The 16,803-nt window shown below is 35.1% G+C and carries 17 protein-coding genes; 14 read left to right on the top strand and 3 right to left on the bottom strand.

All coding sequences use genetic code 11. The features are described 5' to 3' along the window. Positions 1-55 precede the first annotated feature (55 nt). Positions 56-1,090: an IS30 family transposase gene (locus tag JOS54_RS04015; protein ID WP_203244351.1), complete on the top strand. Its 1,035-nt coding sequence runs from the start codon at positions 56-58 to the stop codon at positions 1,088-1,090. Between the two features lie 309 nt (positions 1,091-1,399). Then, on the top strand, positions 1,400-1,582 hold the full coding sequence (gene rpsU, locus JOS54_RS04010; RefSeq protein ID WP_006627631.1) for a 30S ribosomal protein S21: 183 nt from the start codon (positions 1,400-1,402) through the stop codon (positions 1,580-1,582). 53 nt (positions 1,583-1,635) lie between these two features. Here the strand turns inward: rpsU and JOS54_RS04005 are convergent, their stop codons facing one another. After that, positions 1,636-2,388 carry an MmcQ/YjbR family DNA-binding protein gene (locus JOS54_RS04005; protein ID WP_203244350.1) on the bottom strand — a complete coding sequence of 251 codons (753 nt, stop codon included), beginning with the start codon at positions 2,386-2,388 and terminating at the stop codon, positions 1,636-1,638. A gap of 36 nt (positions 2,389-2,424) precedes the next feature. Here JOS54_RS04005 and JOS54_RS04000 point away from each other — a divergent pair, with 36 nt between their 5' ends. Then, entirely contained in the window at positions 2,425-3,348 is a 924-nt protein-coding gene (locus JOS54_RS04000; protein WP_203244349.1) for a PhoH family protein, read from the top strand. Positions 3,349-3,617: 269 nt separating this feature from the next. Here JOS54_RS04000 and JOS54_RS03995 read toward each other — a convergent pair whose 3' ends face one another. Continuing rightward, a complete protein-coding gene (locus tag JOS54_RS03995) occupies positions 3,618-5,021 on the bottom strand; it encodes an ISNCY family transposase (protein ID WP_203244348.1) in 1,404 nt (467 codons plus the stop codon). Between the two features lie 206 nt (positions 5,022-5,227). Here JOS54_RS03995 and ybeY point away from each other — a divergent pair, with 206 nt between their 5' ends. From ybeY to JOS54_RS03940, 11 genes are all read left to right on the top strand, one after another. After that, positions 5,228-5,671: an rRNA maturation RNase YbeY gene (gene ybeY, locus JOS54_RS03990; protein ID WP_203244347.1), complete on the top strand. Its 444-nt coding sequence runs from the start codon at positions 5,228-5,230 to the stop codon at positions 5,669-5,671. Continuing rightward, positions 5,668-6,072 (top strand): cytidine deaminase, encoded by a 405-nt coding sequence (gene cdd, locus JOS54_RS03985; protein ID WP_203244346.1) that lies wholly within the window; start codon positions 5,668-5,670, stop codon positions 6,070-6,072. Before ybeY ends, cdd begins: the two co-directional genes overlap by 4 nt. After that, on the top strand, positions 6,069-6,962 hold the full coding sequence (gene era / locus JOS54_RS03980) for a GTPase Era (RefSeq protein WP_203244345.1): 894 nt from the start codon (positions 6,069-6,071) through the stop codon (positions 6,960-6,962). Before cdd ends, era begins: the two co-directional genes overlap by 4 nt. Further along, positions 6,955-7,689: a DNA repair protein RecO gene (gene recO / locus JOS54_RS03975; protein ID WP_203244344.1), complete on the top strand. Its 735-nt coding sequence runs from the start codon at positions 6,955-6,957 to the stop codon at positions 7,687-7,689. The genes era and recO overlap by 8 nt, the downstream gene beginning before the upstream one ends. Positions 7,690-7,736: 47 nt before the next feature. Next, positions 7,737-9,119 (top strand): glycine--tRNA ligase, encoded by a 1,383-nt coding sequence (locus JOS54_RS03970; RefSeq protein WP_203244343.1) that lies wholly within the window; start codon positions 7,737-7,739, stop codon positions 9,117-9,119. Positions 9,120-9,127: 8 nt separating this feature from the next. Continuing rightward, complete coding sequence (dnaG, locus tag JOS54_RS03965; RefSeq protein WP_203244342.1) at positions 9,128-10,864, top strand: DNA primase; 1,737 nt, start codon at positions 9,128-9,130, stop codon at positions 10,862-10,864. 135 nt (positions 10,865-10,999) lie between these two features. Then, positions 11,000-12,232, top strand: a complete 1,233-nt coding sequence (gene rpoD, locus JOS54_RS03960) for an RNA polymerase sigma factor RpoD (RefSeq protein WP_370541387.1) — start codon at positions 11,000-11,002, stop codon at positions 12,230-12,232. After that, positions 12,229-12,894: a class I SAM-dependent methyltransferase gene (locus JOS54_RS03955; RefSeq protein WP_203244341.1), complete on the top strand. Its 666-nt coding sequence runs from the start codon at positions 12,229-12,231 to the stop codon at positions 12,892-12,894. The genes rpoD and JOS54_RS03955 overlap by 4 nt, the downstream gene beginning before the upstream one ends. Positions 12,895-13,059: 165 nt before the next feature. Beyond that, positions 13,060-13,554, top strand: coding sequence for a hypothetical protein (locus JOS54_RS03950; protein WP_203244340.1), 495 nt, complete (start codon positions 13,060-13,062; stop codon positions 13,552-13,554). Positions 13,555-13,565: 11 nt separating this feature from the next. Beyond that, complete coding sequence (locus JOS54_RS03945) at positions 13,566-15,212, top strand: polysaccharide biosynthesis C-terminal domain-containing protein (protein WP_203244339.1); 1,647 nt, start codon at positions 13,566-13,568, stop codon at positions 15,210-15,212. After that, positions 15,212-15,907, top strand: coding sequence for a pseudouridine synthase (locus JOS54_RS03940; RefSeq protein WP_203244338.1), 696 nt, complete (start codon positions 15,212-15,214; stop codon positions 15,905-15,907). Before JOS54_RS03945 ends, JOS54_RS03940 begins: the two co-directional genes overlap by 1 nt. Here JOS54_RS03940 and ispH read toward each other — a convergent pair. Beyond that, the gene (gene ispH, locus JOS54_RS03935; RefSeq protein ID WP_203244337.1) at positions 15,887-16,789 is read right to left on the bottom strand and encodes a 4-hydroxy-3-methylbut-2-enyl diphosphate reductase; all 903 of its coding nucleotides are present in this window, start codon (positions 16,787-16,789) and stop codon (positions 15,887-15,889) included. The genes JOS54_RS03940 and ispH overlap by 21 nt on opposite strands. Positions 16,790-16,803: the final 14 nt, after the last annotated feature.

Raw genomic sequence — 16,803 nt, 5'->3', positions numbered from 1 at the left:
AGTAGTGTTGCTTTCATAAAAATTCTTAGAAAATAGAATTAGAGAGGATTTTAGAATGAGAAAGCCATTCAAGCATTTGAATTTAGAAAAAAGACTATTATTAGAGCGTTTACTTCATCATCATTATAATAAAAAGGAAATATCAAAGATACTTGATGTTAATCTTTCAACGATTTATCGAGAGTTGACAAGAGGAAAATATAGCCGACTTGAAAGTAGTTTAAAAAGAAGAATAGACTATTCGCCAGTCATTGCACAGGAAAAATATTGTCAAAATCAAACAAACAAAGGAAAGGAAATAAAATTAAAAAACGACCATAAACTTAGCAAATATATAACCGATTGCATTACTAAATTGAAATGTAGTCCAGCTGTTGTTGTTAATAACATACAGCGTTTCAATCTTCAATTCAGCATAAACATATCATCCAGAACGATTTATAACTATGTTTACAAAGGCGTTTTAGCAATAGAAAAAAGTGATTTAATATATGATAGAAAGAAAAAAAGGCAGAAAATAACTCATTTTCGTAAATGGAGAAAACCAAAAGAATGTACCATTGAACAACGTCCACAATCTATTCTTTCCAGAGAAGAATTTGGTAATTGGGAAATGGATTCGGTTATAGGAAAAAGTAAAGATAATCAGTCTTTGTTGGTTCTAACGGAGCGTAAAACACGCTATGAAATGATTTTTAAGGTGAAACGAGGTTCAAAAGCTGTAGTTAGGGTTCTAAATCGTTTAGAAAAGGCTTTTACAAGCCAATTCAAGAACATATTCAAGACTATAACTGTAGACAATGGATCAGAATTTTCTGATTATAAAGGAATGACAACATCTTGTGTTTCTAAAAGGAAAAAGAGGGTAGATATCTACTATTGTCATCCATATACTAGTTGTGAAAGAGGAAGTAACGAAAATCAAAATAGATATATCAGGCGATGGTTTAAAAAAGGTGAATCATTAAACGACATTTCAAAAATTAAGGTTAAAATGGTAGAGGAATGGATGAATGATTATCCTAGAAAGCTATTCAATTTCAGGACACCAAAGGAACTATTTGAAGAAGAAATTCAACAAATAAGCTAATGTTTTGTAAATTTTCATAATGTTAGAATGAGAAAGTTGATTTTTTAGAAAATTAGCTCTTTTAAACTTGGAAAAAGGTTGGTCTTGTTATAGAATAAAACTGCTAGATAGGATTGTTTTCTTTCTAATTTAAAGAACTTGGGTTTTGAAACTTAAAAATTCTTAAAAAACAATCCTACTTTTATTAAAAAATATCATTTGCAATTAATGTTTCAATTTATATAGCGGTTCGATAGAATCGTTTTTCTATTGTCAATTTATTTATTTTAGGGTATAATCATAAAGCTAAGTTGAAAGGAGGGTTGTTGAATGGCAAGAGTTGTATTAAAAGAAAATGAAAACCTTGATGATGCTTTGCGTCGTTTTAAGCGCCAGGTCTCCCGCAATGGAACCCTCGCAGAAGCTCGTAAGAGAGAATATTACGTCAAGCCGGGTATTAAGCGTAAGCTTAAAATTGAAGCTGCGAAAAAGGCTAGAAAGCGCAACAAGTAACTTCTAAAGAAGTCATTGACTTCTTTTTTTATTGTTGCATTTAATTTTACAATCTACCATAAAGCTCTTAAATCTTGAATGAGTTCTTCCGGTAAATGGCGAGGACCACGAATGGCACCGATACCATATGTCTTCATTACCGATAAAGTAAAATCATGATGACGATAATCACGAATAATTTTAATTTTCATACCTCGTTTAAAAGAAAAGTGTTCATCTTCATACTGATAAGGGATATTTTCTTCACTGACATAGCCTTCATAAATAATTTTTTGACTTGGGGCAGTTTCATAGATAAAGATGGTATCGCCTTGATGAAAATTAGGGTATTGTTGCCAAAGGAGACTATGGTCTTCACTTTGTTCAATTTCTTGATGAATATCATAGTACTTTGGATTGGAGGGAATAATCCAAGTTTGATTGCCAAAAGATTTTTGTTTCTTGGGTTTAAGGCAATTGTCATAACTCATTTCCAGTAAATCTAAAATTTCATCACTAGGAACTGTTCCATCTAAAACAACTGAAATCCAATTCGCTTTTTTCATATGATATGCAGGGAAATAACCGGGATTTCGTCTCAATGTCCCAGCGATAAATTCATCACATTTTAGATTAACAATATCCACCATTTCATCGCTATCCATACCTAATTTTCTTTTTGATATGCGCAGAAATAGCGCAAACCAAGTCTTTTGATTGGGAATACGAAAGACCTGTGCTTCGGGATTTCTTTGAAAAGGATAATCAACTGAAATTTGAAATTTCTTTTCAGCTTTTTTAATTAAGGAATAACGAATACTTTGCATAAGATTATTATACCGTCTTATGGTAAAATTAGTTATATGAGTAAAACAATAGATATCAATGATGTAAGTACCCAAGACTTACAAATTCTTGTTGGACCACAAGATAAATACTTAAAAGAACTGGAAGCAGCTTTCCAAAGTCAAATTCTTTTGCGTGATAATCAATTCATAATAGAAGGAAAAGAAGAAGTGCTTTCTATTTTGAAAGAGTTAGTTCGTTTTGTGAAAAAGAACCATTCTTTATCTTTGAAGGAAGTGCAATTTTTAATTCAAAATAGGCAAGGAAATCAATTGGATTTTGTGGATCAGCTTCAAATTGGGCGTACCTTTTCAGGTAAAAGTATTAAGCCAAAGACACTTGGTCAATACCATTTTGCAAAAGCTATGGAAAACAATACAATTGTGATTGCGATTGGTCCAGCCGGGACGGGTAAGACTTTTCTGGCAGTGGTTAAAGCGGTTACGGCTTTAAAAAATCATGAGGTAGACCGTATTATTCTAACTAGACCAGCAGTGGAAGCAGGTGAAAGCCTGGGCTTTTTGCCGGGAGATTTGAAAGAAAAAGTAGATCCTTATTTAACACCTTTATACGATGCTTTACATACGATGCTAGGATTAGAGCAAACGGAAAAGCTTATGGAAAAAGGAACCATAGAGATAGCCCCGTTGGCGTATATGCGAGGAAGAACTTTGGAGAATGCTTATATTATCTTAGACGAAGCGCAAAACACATCCAATGCACAAATGAAGATGTTCTTAACACGATTGGGGTTTCATTCCAAGATGATTATTGCTGGAGATAGTTCACAGGTAGACTTAAAAGACATCAAGTTATCTGGCTTAGCGGATGTGCAAAAGCGCTTGGCACATGTGAATGATATAGCGGTTGTAACGATGGATGGAAGAGATGTCGTTCGTCATCCTCTGGTACAAAAAATTATTGAAGCTTATGAAAAATAGGCTTCTTTTTAATAGAATAAACATAGAAATTGATTAAGGATACTGATGTGATAAAAAAAGACGACAAGGTATCCTTTTTGTATGCAAGGGATTGAAGAATAGATTAGCAACCAGTTGTTAAAGACAAATTATGAATTACGGTGTCTAGTTTTCTTGGTATATATCAAAATAGGCTAATCCTGTCAATGTTCAGTGAAAATGTCCCAAAAAATTTGTAATATAAGCGGGGAATCTTGATTAGAGATTTCTCGCTATTTTAAAGCTTACTATCATCGTGTAAATTGCTTGTGTTGATGTGCTCTTTGTTGCTGACGAATAAATGAATCTCTTTTCCAAGGATGACTCATTGGCGGTATATGTACCTGTTTCGGCTTTTTTTCTTTTGTGTCATCAGTGTCAAAATTTGCAGAGACTTTCTTGTTCTTTTCTAATTCAAATAGAGCATACACACGATCATCTACCGTTACGTATAGGGTATTGTTTAGGGTTTTAATGACTAAGGCTTTTGTCTTAGGCTTAAAGGCGATTAATTGATTATTTTGATTATAGGCTTGGTAATATTTGTTTTTATAGCTTATACAGGAGCCATTATCGAATTTTCTTTCGCATATAACTGATAATGTTAGATTGATTGTCTCTTCGCCGGGACTACTTTCTATTACCGAAGGGTATTTCGTATAATCTTGAGCAAAACGCCTATTAAAATTAGGTACGAAGGTTTCAATAAGATATTGGTCGGCTTTTTCTATGGTTGTTATATTCTCCATTTTTAACTCACTAACTAAGCGGTCTTGAAAGGTTCTATTCGCTCTTTCTATTTGCCCCTTGTATTGGCTAACACTGGAAGTTTCAATGGTAACACCAAGAGTGTTACAGGCATAACCGAATTGCGTTAAGACATCATTTTCAGCCGATTTATTCGTGCGTCTTTCATACTCAAAAACAGTTCGTCTATCGGTAAGAAATTGATAGGGTATGCCATAGTTAGAAAGGATTTGGTGAAAACAGTGATAATAGCCGTGAAGTGTTTCTTGCTTGTCAAAATAAGCACCTACAATCACGCCTGTGGCATTATCAATCGCTAAATGTAGCGTTGCCTTATTTTCACCAAACCAATTATGAATAGAGCCATCCATTTGTATTTCTTCCCCAAAATTCTTACATCGAGCTTTTCTTGGATGAGCTAGTTGTAAACTTAATTCATGATTGACAGCCACATTTAGTTCCGTATCTGTGAGAGTCGGTTTCGTTTGTTTTAAAGACATGATACTTCTTTTCTTTTTTGAACAGCGGTGTTCATTAGGGGAGAAGATACCTACTTCATTTAAAATTCTTCTAACCGAAGAAAGACTGACATGGATATCATGTTTTTCACTTAAGAATTGGGTGAAATGAGAAAAATTAAAGCCCGCATCTTGATAAATCGATTGATAAAGATGTATGATGTGAGAGCTTAATTCTTGTGTGAGGCAATGAGCAGATGGTCGGTTTCTGTTTCCGTGAACGAAACCGGCTTTTCCTTTATTCCGATAGACAATAATTAAACGATTGATTGTACGAATAGAAACACCGAGTTTTAAAGCTGCTCGTTTCTTATTGCCGTGATGGTCAATTAAATCTTTGATTGTTAAATATTTTTCTTGTTCTTTCATAGATAATCGTATCCTCTTCATTTGTTCCTCCAATGACTAGAAAATAATAAAATGGAGAAAGAGATGTAAAACAATGCCTCACTATCTTTAATCAATAATCGGGACATTTTCACTGAACATCTATTAAGACATTATCACTGAACATTCATAACTTGGTATATATCAAAATAGGCTAATCCTTTTTTATTTACTTAAATAACGATATAATAGAAAAAAGAGGTAGTTAAATGGAAATTACTTTTTATTATCGAACCAATTTTCCAGCCAAACCATATGAAAGCTTATATCGTAAAATTGGTAAAAGGACAGAAGAAGTTTTACAATTAGACAAACACAAAGAAATATCGGTTACTTTTGTTCGATCACGTACCATTCACCGAATCAATCGGGATTATCGGCAAATTGATCGACCAACGGATGTCCTCTCTTTCGCTATCCAAGATGGTGAAGAAAAAGTAGATATGAATGATTTAGGAGATGTTTTTATTAATGTTGACTATGCAGTACGCCAAGCTAAAGAATATGGGCATTCAGAAAAAAGAGAATTTTGTTTCTTATTTGCGCATGGCTTATTACACTGCTTAGGCTATGATCATATGAAGCCAGAAGATGAAAAAGAAATGTTTGTTATTCAAAATCAATTGTTAGAAGGGATTGCGGATCGAAAATGACAAGAGAAGAATTAATTCAAGAAGCCTTTTCCGTGCTTAAGAATTCCTATGCACCTTATTCCAATTATCATGTATCCAGTGCTTTAGAGTGCAAAGATGGACGTGTTTTTCATGGTGTTAATATTGAAAATGCCAGTTTCGGAGCAACGAATTGTGGGGAGCGTTCAGCGGTATTTGCGGCGATTTCCGAGGGCTATCGTAAAGAGGACTTTGTTGCGATAGCGATAGTTTGTGATGGTCCTAGAATGGCGGCACCATGTGGAATTTGTCGACAAGTCTTAAGTGAGTTATTGCAACTGGATACACCAATTTATTTATCGAATGGAAAGGGAGATGAATTGGATACAAATATGCGTCGATTATTGCCTTATCATTTTGATTCAGAGGATGTTCTTCGATGAGAAGTGGTTTTGTTGGAATTGCCGGTCGACCAAACGCTGGTAAAAGCAGCTTGATTAATGCTTTAGTAGCTGAAAAAATAGCGATTGTATCGAAAAAAAGTCAGACTACCCGTTCAGAAATTCGTGGTATTTTAACACGCGAAGATGGACAAATTATTTTTACCGATACCCCTGGTATTCACAAGCCTTTCGATCGTCTGGGTGTACGCATGAATAAAGAGGTTTATTCGGTGATTCAGGACGTGGATATGTTGTATTTAGTGGTGGACGCTAGAGTTCCCTTTGCAAAAGGAGATGCCTTTGTACTAGAACATATTGCGAATTTAAAGAAGCCCGTTTTTTTAATCTTAAATAAAGTGGATTGTTTATCCAAAGAAAAGGTTATGGCTATTTTAGGAGAGTGGAGCAAGCGTTATCCTTTTGCAGAGTATTTTCCAATATCCGCTAAGTTTACTTTGAAATTGGATGATCTCATTCAAACTACTTTAAAGTATCTACCGGAGGGAGATTATTTATATCCAAGCGATATTACCAGTGATAATGCTTTGGATTTCCGTTTGGCTGAAATTGTTCGGGAAAAAATTCTTTGCAAAACCGAAGATGAAGTTCCACATGCTTGTGCCGTTTATATTGAAAAGCGTGAGTTTAAAAAGAATACTTGTTACATACAAGCTACGATACTAGTGGATCGTCCTTCCCAAAAACCAATCCTAATTGGCAAAGAGGGCTCTATGTTAAAGAAAATTGGTTCTTTAGCAAGAGAAGACATGGAAATATTATTAGGCAAGAAAGTTTTTTTGGAATTATTTGTTCGGGTGGAAGAAGAATGGCGTTCAAAAGATGCTCGTATTTCACAAATGGGTTATGCGGGGGCGAATCGAGATGAATAATCAAGTACTTGGCTTTGTGTTAAAAGAGGTACCTTATCAAGATAAAGCGGTCATTATTTCCCTTCTTACAGAAGAAGGGAAAATTAGTTTTATTGCTAAGGGAGTGCGTAACACAAAGTCTAAAAATGCATCGGCTTTGCAAGCTTTTACTAAGGTTGAAGTGCAATACGATTTAAAAGAAGGAAAAGAGTTACAAACTTTAAAAAGGGCGAAAGCCCTCAATTTTTATCGCCATGTGTATAGTGATTTAAGGCTTTCTTCGATGGCAAGTGTCATCGTTGATATTCTTGATTGTTTGACTGTTTTTCAAGAAGATAGCTCACATCTATTTCAATTACTAGAAAATAGTTTTTCTTTATGGGAAAAAGGAGAAAATGCCGATACGGTTTTTGTCCTTACTCTAAGCACATTATTACAAGAATTTGGTTTTGAACCAAATATGGATGCTTGCGTTCATTGCGGAAAACAAGAAGTCGTTTCTTTTAGTGCAAAAGAAGGTGGTTTTCTTTGTGAAAATCATGCCCACGAGTTAGCTAGTCCAGTTATGAAAATAAGTCAATTAAAAAAGATACGTTTGGCCTTTAAGGCTCGTTTAGAGCACTACGAAGTAGTTAATCATCGAGTTGATTTTAATCATCATGAGATACGTTTGGCTTTTGATTTATTCCGTGAACACGCCGGTTTACATTTAAAGTCCTTTGATTTCTATGAACATTTATTTATGTAAGGGGAATATGGTACAATCAATAGGCATATTAGAAGGAAAGAGGAAGGATGAAAAGAGAGAAAAGTTTTGATTTAATTGTGGCACATGCTAAGGAAACCGGCTTTGTTTTCCAAGGTTCTGAGATTTATGGGGGATTAAGCAATACCTGGGATTTTGGCCCAAATGGTGTGCTATTAAAAGATGCTATTAAACGGGCTTGGCAGAAAAAGTTTATTCAAGAAGACGCAAACAATGTTGAATTACAAGCCGCTATTTTAATGAATCCAAAGGTATGGGAGGCCTCAGGTCATTTGAGTGGATTCTCAGATCCTTTGATGGATTGTAAGAATTGTAAGACAAGACATAGAGCGGACCATTTAATTGAAGATGCAACGCATGGAGAGGTTAGTCCGGAAGGCTGGTCCAAGGAAGAAATGGAAAGCTTTATTAAGGGACATAAGATTGCTTGCCCGGATTGTGGCAGTCATGATTTCACACCAATTCGTCAATTTAATTTAATGTTTAAAACGTTCCAAGGTATTTTAGAAGACTCTAAGAATACAATTTATTTACGACCTGAAACGGCTCAAGGCATGTTTGTTCAATTCAAGAATATTCAAAGAACCTATCGTAAGAAGCTTCCTTTTGGAATTGGTCAAATTGGTAAATCTTTTCGCAATGAAATTACACCTGGTAACTTCATTTTCCGTACCCGTGAGTTTGAACAAATGGAAATGGAATACTTTGTGAAACCGGGTGAGGATGATAAATGGTTTAGTTATTGGCGTAATTTTTGTATGGATTGGATTCTTTCCTTAGGAGCTAATCCGGAACATCTTCGTTTTAGAGATCATGAAAAAGAAGAATTATCTTTCTACTCTAAAGCAACAACGGATATTGAGTATAAATTTCCATGGGGTTGGGGGGAACTATGGGGTATCGCCAACCGTACAAACTACGATTTAGGTCAACATGAAAAAACCTCTAATAAGGATTTAACGTACTTAGATTCAACAACGAATGAAAAGTACTTGCCTTATGTGATTGAACCGGCGGTTGGGGTAGAGCGTTTATTCTTTATGTTCTTTACTGATGCTTATGATGAAGAAGAATTAGAGAATGGTGATACACGTGTTGTTATGCATTTCTCACCGGCGTTAGCACCAGTTAAAGCGGCGATTTTACCATTGCGTGCCAAATTACATGGTGAAAAAGCTGAAGAAATTCGTCATTTATTTTCCAAGTATTTCGCTGTTCAAAGCGATGGCTCCGGTTCGATTGGCAAGCGTTACCGTCGTCAAGATGAGATTGGTACACCATTCTGTATCACAATTGATGATGAAACTTTAGAGAATACTACGGTTACCATTCGTTACCGTGATTCCATGAGCCAAGAAAGAATGAGCATTGAAGAAGCTTTACAAAAGATAAAAAAAGAAATTGAATTTTAAGGAGTTCTATGGCGAGTATTCCGCAAAATGTCATCGATGATATTCGTTCTAAAGCTAATATTGTGGATGTCATTCGACATTATATCCCAGTAACGGAGAAGGGAAATGGCTATGTGGCTGTTTGCCCTTTTCATGATGACCACGATCCATCCTTAAAAATTTCAACGGACAAGCAAATTTATCGTTGCTTTGTCTGTGGGAATGGTGGGACGCTCTTTCAATTTGTACAGGATTTTGAGAAAGTTTCTTTTCCGGAAGCGGTTGAAAAGGTAGGTGAAATCGTTGGTATTCATGTGCAAAGTGCCCCTAAAAAAGAAGTGGTAGAAGATCCACAAACGCAAAAAATGAAAAATGTCTTAAGCGATGCAACAAGTTATTTCTCCTATATTCTAAAAACAAATGATGGTCTAAAAGCAAAAGAATATCTCAAGCTGAGAGGTATTGATGAAGAAACGGCTTTGAAGTTTGGTATTGGTTATAATCCTTATCGAAAGCTTTATTCTTATTTAAAAGCAAAGGGATATAGCGAAGAAGAAATGAGCCAAGCTAACTTAATTCGTTATTATAATGGTCGTTTTGAAGATGTATTCCAAAATCGAATTACTTTCGCTATTCATGACCGAAATGGTCAAACCGTTGGTTATACAGCTAGAAGTATGGATTCAAATGTGGATTCGAAATACATTAATACGGACAATACCTTAGTCTTTCATAAGGGAAGTGTGATTTATAATTATCATCGAGCTAAAAATCCAGCCCGAAGAGCCGGCAAGATTTATCTTTGTGAAGGGGTAATGGATGTGATTGCTCTTGGACAAGCCGGTATTGAAAATGCAGTTTGTACTTTAGGAACGGCTTGTACGGTAGAGCAGATGCGTTTATTGGCTTCCATGGCTCCGATTTTAGTGCTTGTTTATGACGGTGATAATGCCGGTCAAAATGCTTCTTATAAGGTGGCTAAATTAGCGCAATCCATCGGATTGGAATGCCGAATTGTCAAGAATATGGACAATTTAGATCCGGATGAAATCTATCGTCAAAAAGGCAAAGAAGTTTTAGAGAAGTTTATAAAACAAGAAGAAAGCTTTATGGAATTTTTCATTGATTATCGATTGAAAAATACGAATTTAGATAATTATTCTGAAAAAAAGAAGCTTGGTCAAGAAATTGCTCTTGAGATTCAAAACTTAAATGATGAGATGGATCGGCATTATTTCCAACATGTTTTAGAAGAAAAACTAGGTTTGAATTTTTCGATATTGGGAAGAAAAGAAGCCAAAAAAACACATACTACGAGAGTGAAAGTTGATGGTGTGGAAGTGGCGGAATATGAAATATTAGCCATGATGCTACAATATCCAAAAGCTATTCAAATCTTTGATGAAGAATTAGGCTTTTTAACGGATACACTGCGAAATAATGTGGCTTTAACACTGGTCAATCGCCTTCATCGTAAACAAGAAATCCAATCCATTGAATTATTAGAAGCTGCCCAAAGTGAAATGGAAAGAAAGTGTTGGTCAAAACTAATCTCGATGAATGTCAAAGAATACCAAGAAGAAAGCTTAAGAGCATTATTTGATCGCGTTAAAATGAAGCGTTTGGAAGAGCAAAGTAGAGAATTGTACGATAGTCTTTCCAATCCAAGCTTAGATGAAACAACGAAAAAACTCTTGTTACAGAAGTATAGTGAAGTAAAACGTGAATTAGGTCGTTTGAAATCAAACGAAGAAAAGAAAAATTAAAGCCATTTACCAGATTGGAATAGATTGTGGTAAAATAGGCAAAAGTGGAAGAAGGACAGACAGTGTATTCAATAGAAACCTGTGTTTAAAAAGAAAAAAGCCCACAAAGTAAAAAGAAAATAGATGGGAGAGAATATGCCAACAAAGAAGAGGACTGAAGCGAAGAAAAAGATTAGTTCCGTGAAAGAAGCGGGAAAAAATATGGATTTAAAAACATTGGATGATTTAAAAGAAGAATACAAAGCTACCTATCGAAAAGAAGGTGAATTATTACAAAAGGATGTTGTTGCTTCTTTAGAACATTTGGATTTAAGCGATGATGAAATGGATGATTTGTGGGATTGGTTTAATGAACAAAAGATGGAGGTTACTTCGGAAGAAGAATTAGAAGACTTTGAAGAAGATGAAGACCATGTTTTAGTGAATGATCAGGATGAAGGCACAGGCGATGATTTAGATGATGTAGATAAAGAAAAAGATGATAAAGAGACGACGTTAGATCATTATGGCTTGATTCGTTCGGATATGTCGAGTGCATCCGGTGATTCGGTTAAGATGTATTTAAAAGAAATTGGTCGTGTTCCTTTATTGAAAGCTTATGAAGAAGTGGAAATCGCAAAACGAATTGAACAAGGTGATGAAGAAGCTCGTAATATTCTAATTTCTTCTAACTTGCGTTTAGTTGTTTCAATTGCAAAGAAATATGTTGGTCGTGGTATGCAGTTCTTGGATTTGATTCAAGAAGGAAATATGGGACTTGTTAAAGCGGTTGAAAAGTTTGATTATACAAAAGGATTTAAGTTCTCTACTTATGCGACTTGGTGGATTCGTCAGGCTATCACACGTGCTATCGCCGATCAAGCTAGAACAATACGTATTCCTGTTCACATGGTAGAAACCATCAATAAATTAACGCGTGTGGAAAGAAGCTTAGTACAGAAATTAAGCCGTGAGCCAACCCCGGAAGAAATTGCGGAATGCTTGGATGGTATTTCGGCAGACAAAGTGCGTGAAATCAAAAAGATTGCTTTGGATCCGGTCTCTTTGGAAACGCCAATTGGGGAAGAAGATGATTCTCACTTAGGGGATTTCATTGAGGATAAGGATGCTTTAAGTCCGGATCAGTATGCTTCTAATCAATTATTGAAAGATGAAATCAACGATGTTCTTTCCGGTTTGACGGAAAGGGAAGAAAAGGTTCTTCGTTTGCGCTTTGGGTTGTATGATGGTCGTACAAGAACATTAGAAGAAGTTGGTCGTGAATTTAATGTAACACGTGAGCGTATTCGTCAAATTGAAGCAAAGGCTCTTCGCAAGTTAAAACATCCAAATCGTTCAAAGCGTTTAAAGGATTTCTTTGATAAATGATTTCAAAGCGTTTAAAAAAGATAAAACATCATGTTCAAAAGGGCTTGGTCATAGCGGATATTGGCTGTGATCATGCTTTTTTGTCCATTGATTTAATGAGGGACGGAATTGCTAAGAAGGTTTATGCTTGCGATATTGCGAAAGGTCCTTTAGCAATTGCTAAGGATAATATTAAATACTTTGGTTATGAAGATGTTATTCAAACGATTTTAAGTGATGGATTAGCGAAAGTACCAGAAGATACGCAAGGAATTATCATTGCTGGTATGGGCGGTCAAAGGGCTATTCATATTCTTGCAAGTGAATTGGCTAAAGCGAAAGGGTACAAGCAAATTCTTTTACAGGTGAATCGTGGTTATGAAGAACTAAGAAAATGGTTATTTGAGCATGGTTTTTCGATTCAAGAAGAATGGGTGGTGTATGATCGTAAGTTTTATTATCTTTCAATTTTTGTTTACTATACAGGTGAAAGCGAGTATCAAGAAGAGGATGTCTTCATTGGTCCTTATTTGAAAAAGAAGAAAGATTTAATCGCAAAAGAATGGTTTGAAAATGAAATAAAAAAAACAGAAAAGATTTTATCTTTAAGCCATGATGAACAATTAAAGAAACGTATTTCTTACTACAAGGAATATATAAAGAAATTTGAAGATGAATTTTAAAAATTCATCTTTTTCAATACAGTGGTATTTAATATAAAGCAATTTGTTAGAATGAGAAATGCGTATGGAGATAAACTGTATTTTCATAATAACGCATAAAATTTATAATGCCTTCTGTTTTAATCCAATCAACTATATTGGTGAATTTAAGGTATAATTTAGTATATGCGTAAAAAGATAAGTTGGCTGGTGCTCTTGTTGCTGATAAGTTGCTTACAAGCCTGTCATAAAGATGAAACGAAAAATTTAAAAATGGAATCCTATAAAATTCATTATAATATGGTGGAAAGTTATAGTAATTTCAAAACTAAGTCGTCATACTTTTCTACTTCAAGTGAAATGGTTAAAAGAGAAGATGGTAGTTATGTGTACTATATTTTTATCGATCACGCAAGGGTAGAAATGAATCAAGTGGTGGTGATGGCGGTTGAAAAGGGTGTTCCATACGCTCAGAATAAAAAAATGATGCCAAGTTCTGGTATCTTTGATAAACCAAGTTCCTTAATTCCTAATCAAGTGAATAAAGAAAAGGGCTATGTGAAGGGAATTGTGGTCTCTGGAGAAGCAAAAGAAAAGAAAATCCAAGTGGATATATTGGTTGAATTTAAAGATTATACCGGTGAAATTCAAAGAGAATTTATCCACTTAGAAATTCAATGAGGGGTTGAAGAATGAGTGAAAAATTAAAAAAAGAAGTTGGTCAATCATTTTTAGCTGGTTCCTTAACATCCACGGCCGGTATTTTCATTGCGAAATTAATTGGTTTGTTTTATATCATTCCATTTAAAGAAATTGTTGGTCAACAGAACATGGTATTCTTTTCAGCTTCCTATGATTATTACGCTTTATTACTACAAATTTCCGGCTCCGGTATTCCCTTTGCGATAGCGGCTTTAGTAGCGAAATATTATGCTAAGGAAGACTATAAGACGGTAATGTTAGTGCGTCGCTTAGGAACTGGAATTTTAATGGCATCTGGTTTTGTGATGGCAATGTTTTTCTTTTTGATGTCAGCTCCTTTAGCTACAAGGGCTTTAGGGGGAGGAAATATTAGCGCTTGGGAACTAAAGACCATGCAAAATGTATTCTCTTTATTAGCCTTAGCTTTATTCATTGTACCGATTTTGTATAGTTACCGTGGGTATTACCAAGGTTTAAAAGAAATGCGTGCCTATGCCGGTTCACAAGTTTTAGAACAGGTAGGGAGAGTTGCTTTTATCTTAGCGGCTTCGATGATTGGTGTTTATGTTTTTAAGATGCATCGCAGCTTTGGTGCTTATGCTTCTGTAATAGGAACCAGTTTAGGAGCTATTTTAGCCATTTTCTATTTTGCCTATTTTGATACCAAACGGAATAAAAGAATTGCTCGTTTGGCTAAAAGGCAAGAAAGAGAAGCGGTTTCCTACAAGATTATTTTAAAAGAGTTTTTAATGTACGCTATTCCATTCTTTGTGACCGCCATTTTAGGGAATTCACAAATTCTGGTGAACACCAATTTATTTGTATCTGTGAATCAAAGCTTAGGGATGAATCATAATACGGCTACGTTAATTTATTCCATTATTCAAACCAATTGTGATAAGTTAACTTCTATTCCACAAGTGGTTGCTAGTGGCTTTAGTGCGGGTATTATTCCTTTTGTGACCGCCGCTTTAGAAAACCAAAATTGGAAGGAAATGCGTAAATATTTAATGGATGCTTTTGACGTTACCTTCTTTTTTGCGATACCTGTCAGCTCGGTTTTATTTTTTCAATCCAGAGCTGTGTATTACATTATGTATGGTGGCGGTGAATTGGTGTATGGTCAAGTGGCTTTAAGACAAGCTGGTATATTAGCTTTTACATCTACCTTAACGCCTTTGATGACTTCTATTTTATTAACATTACGTTTTCGAAAAACCTGTATTGGTTATTTAGGTATAGGCTTTCTGGTTAAGCTCATTTCCTTTTATCCATTAACGGCTTTATTTGGGTATACAGGAGCGATTATTTCAAGCTATGTATCTGGTTTTGCGATTTTCTTCTTAGGCTTTTATAAGATAACTGCTTATTCTAAATTACAATGGAAAGTTTTATTAAGACGCTTCCTCAAGATTTTACTCATTTCAATTATTATGAATATCCCTTATTACTTATTGAAGTTAGTTGGTTTTGATTTTGTTCATTATTCAAGAGCGGTAGCACTGATTTTGTTTATTGGGGTTTCTATGATGGCTATGGCAATCTATTTTGCTTTAACAGAATGGTTACGTCTAGTTCAAGTTACTTTCCACCGTTCTTTAAAATTGCTTTTAAATCGTATGATAAGGAGAGCTTAATGCGTTTGGATCGAGTTTTAGCCAATGCAAGTGTGGGTAGTCGTACACAAGTAAAGAATATGGTTAAAAAGGGAAGGGTTTGTGTTAATGGTGAAGTAGTTTTAGCTGCCGGTAGGGCAGTTGATCCTAATCAAGATGTCATCACGATTGATGGCGAAGAATTAGCGTATTCTGAACATTATTATTTTATGTTGCATAAACCAGCAGGGTATATATCCGCCACCGAAGGAAGACATGATCCAACAGTATTGGAACTAGTGCCTGACTATAAAGGTTTATTTCCTTGTGGGAGATTGGATAAAGATACAGAAGGTCTACTTCTAATTATGAATGATGGTCCTTTGGCACATGAATTACTCTCACCTAAGAAACACGTTGAGAAAGAATATTATGTTGAACATCAATCACCTTTAAGTAAAGAAGATATAAAAGCTATTGAAAAGGGGGTTGAATATCGAGATATTTCATACAAAGGAGCTAAGCTGCATATCTTAGATGAGAGAAGCTGTACCATCGTTGTTCAAGAAGGAAAATACCATGAGATTAAGAATATCTTTCTCTCTCTTGGCAATAAAGTCATGTATTTAAAACGCATTCGCATGAAGAATTTAATTTTAGATGAAACACTAAAAAAAGGGGAATACCGCCCCCTAAGTAAAGAAGAAATTGAAGATTTAAAGAAGTTGTCGATTTAATTCAACAGGTAATTCAAACTTACCTGTTTTTTCATACTCCTGTAGAAAGGAAACCACTTGATTGGTTAATGCGTTGGGTGTGCTACTACCACTGGTGATGGCAATCCTTTCCTTACCAATGAGTTCACTTTCTTGAATGTCATTGACCGAAGAAATCATTTTTACAAAAGGAATACCAATCTTACGAGCAATAATTGCTAGTTGATTGCTGTTATTAGAACGAACATCTCCCACCACATACAAAGCATCGGCTTCTAAATTTAAAATTGCTTCTTGGCGTAACCTTGTGGCAGGGCATATTTCTCTTACGACTTTTGCATTTGGGTATTGCTTTAAGCAAGCTTCAATTAAGTCTTGTAAATCTAAAAGAGATAGAGTGGTTTGATTGGTGATAATGGGATTATGAATTTCAATATCTTGTAAAGCTTTTAAATCTTCAAGATTGGATACCAAATGAACCCGCTTGGATAAACCGACTGTTCCTTCGGATTCGGGATGGTTCTTCTTACCTAAATAAATGACATCATCTGCATAGTCTTTAATTAATTCATGGGTTTTTAAAACATCCGGACAGGTCGCATCGACAACTTGTAGACCTTTTTCTTTGGCTTTTTGATAAACAGCCGGTGAAACACCATGGGCTGTAAATAGAACAATTCCTTCTTGAATTTTATCTAATAAAGAAAGACGGTCTTGGTTTTTATCTTCAATGGTTTGCATACCACTTTCGGCTAATACATCCACAACGTGTTGGTTATGAACCAACATGCCTAAAATCGTAATTGGAGTATTTGGGTATTTCTCTTTAGTTTTTTGGGCTAAACGAATGGCTCGTATAACACCATGACAATATCCTCTTGGTTGAACAGAAATAATTTTCATGCCTTATTCCTTTC

Source organism: Bulleidia sp. zg-1006 (assembly GCF_016812035.1).
In the GTDB taxonomy this organism is placed as follows: domain Bacteria; phylum Bacillota_I; class Bacilli_A; order Erysipelotrichales; family Erysipelotrichaceae; genus Bulleidia.
The sequence above is the reverse complement of the archived record's forward strand: the minus strand, read 5'-3'. Positions and strand labels throughout refer to the sequence as shown.

Excerpts from the sequence above, each read along its gene's own strand:
- ybeY (WP_203244347.1), top strand. The coding sequence starts at position 5,228 with ATGGAAATTACTTTTTATTATCGAACCAATTTTCCAGCCAAACCATAT.
- rpoD (WP_370541387.1), top strand. The coding sequence starts at position 11,000 with ATGCCAACAAAGAAGAGGACTGAAGCGAAGAAAAAGATTAGTTCCGTG.
- cdd (WP_203244346.1), top strand. The coding sequence starts at position 5,668 with ATGACAAGAGAAGAATTAATTCAAGAAGCCTTTTCCGTGCTTAAGAAT.
- JOS54_RS04015 (WP_203244351.1), top strand. The coding sequence starts at position 56 with ATGAGAAAGCCATTCAAGCATTTGAATTTAGAAAAAAGACTATTATTA.
- JOS54_RS03970 (WP_203244343.1), top strand. The coding sequence starts at position 7,737 with ATGAAAAGAGAGAAAAGTTTTGATTTAATTGTGGCACATGCTAAGGAA.
- rpsU (WP_006627631.1), top strand. The coding sequence starts at position 1,400 with ATGGCAAGAGTTGTATTAAAAGAAAATGAAAACCTTGATGATGCTTTG.
- JOS54_RS04000 (WP_203244349.1), top strand. The coding sequence starts at position 2,425 with ATGAGTAAAACAATAGATATCAATGATGTAAGTACCCAAGACTTACAA.
- dnaG (WP_203244342.1), top strand. The coding sequence starts at position 9,128 with ATGGCGAGTATTCCGCAAAATGTCATCGATGATATTCGTTCTAAAGCT.
- JOS54_RS03950 (WP_203244340.1), top strand. The coding sequence starts at position 13,060 with ATGCGTAAAAAGATAAGTTGGCTGGTGCTCTTGTTGCTGATAAGTTGC.
- recO (WP_203244344.1), top strand. The coding sequence starts at position 6,955 with ATGAATAATCAAGTACTTGGCTTTGTGTTAAAAGAGGTACCTTATCAA.
- JOS54_RS04005 (WP_203244350.1), bottom strand. The coding sequence starts at position 2,388 with ATGCAAAGTATTCGTTATTCCTTAATTAAAAAAGCTGAAAAGAAATTT.
- JOS54_RS03995 (WP_203244348.1), bottom strand. The coding sequence starts at position 5,021 with ATGAAGAGGATACGATTATCTATGAAAGAACAAGAAAAATATTTAACA.
- JOS54_RS03955 (WP_203244341.1), top strand. The coding sequence starts at position 12,229 with ATGATTTCAAAGCGTTTAAAAAAGATAAAACATCATGTTCAAAAGGGC.
- ispH (WP_203244337.1), bottom strand. The coding sequence starts at position 16,789 with ATGAAAATTATTTCTGTTCAACCAAGAGGATATTGTCATGGTGTTATA.
- JOS54_RS03940 (WP_203244338.1), top strand. The coding sequence starts at position 15,212 with ATGCGTTTGGATCGAGTTTTAGCCAATGCAAGTGTGGGTAGTCGTACA.
- era (WP_203244345.1), top strand. The coding sequence starts at position 6,069 with ATGAGAAGTGGTTTTGTTGGAATTGCCGGTCGACCAAACGCTGGTAAA.
- JOS54_RS03945 (WP_203244339.1), top strand. The coding sequence starts at position 13,566 with ATGAGTGAAAAATTAAAAAAAGAAGTTGGTCAATCATTTTTAGCTGGT.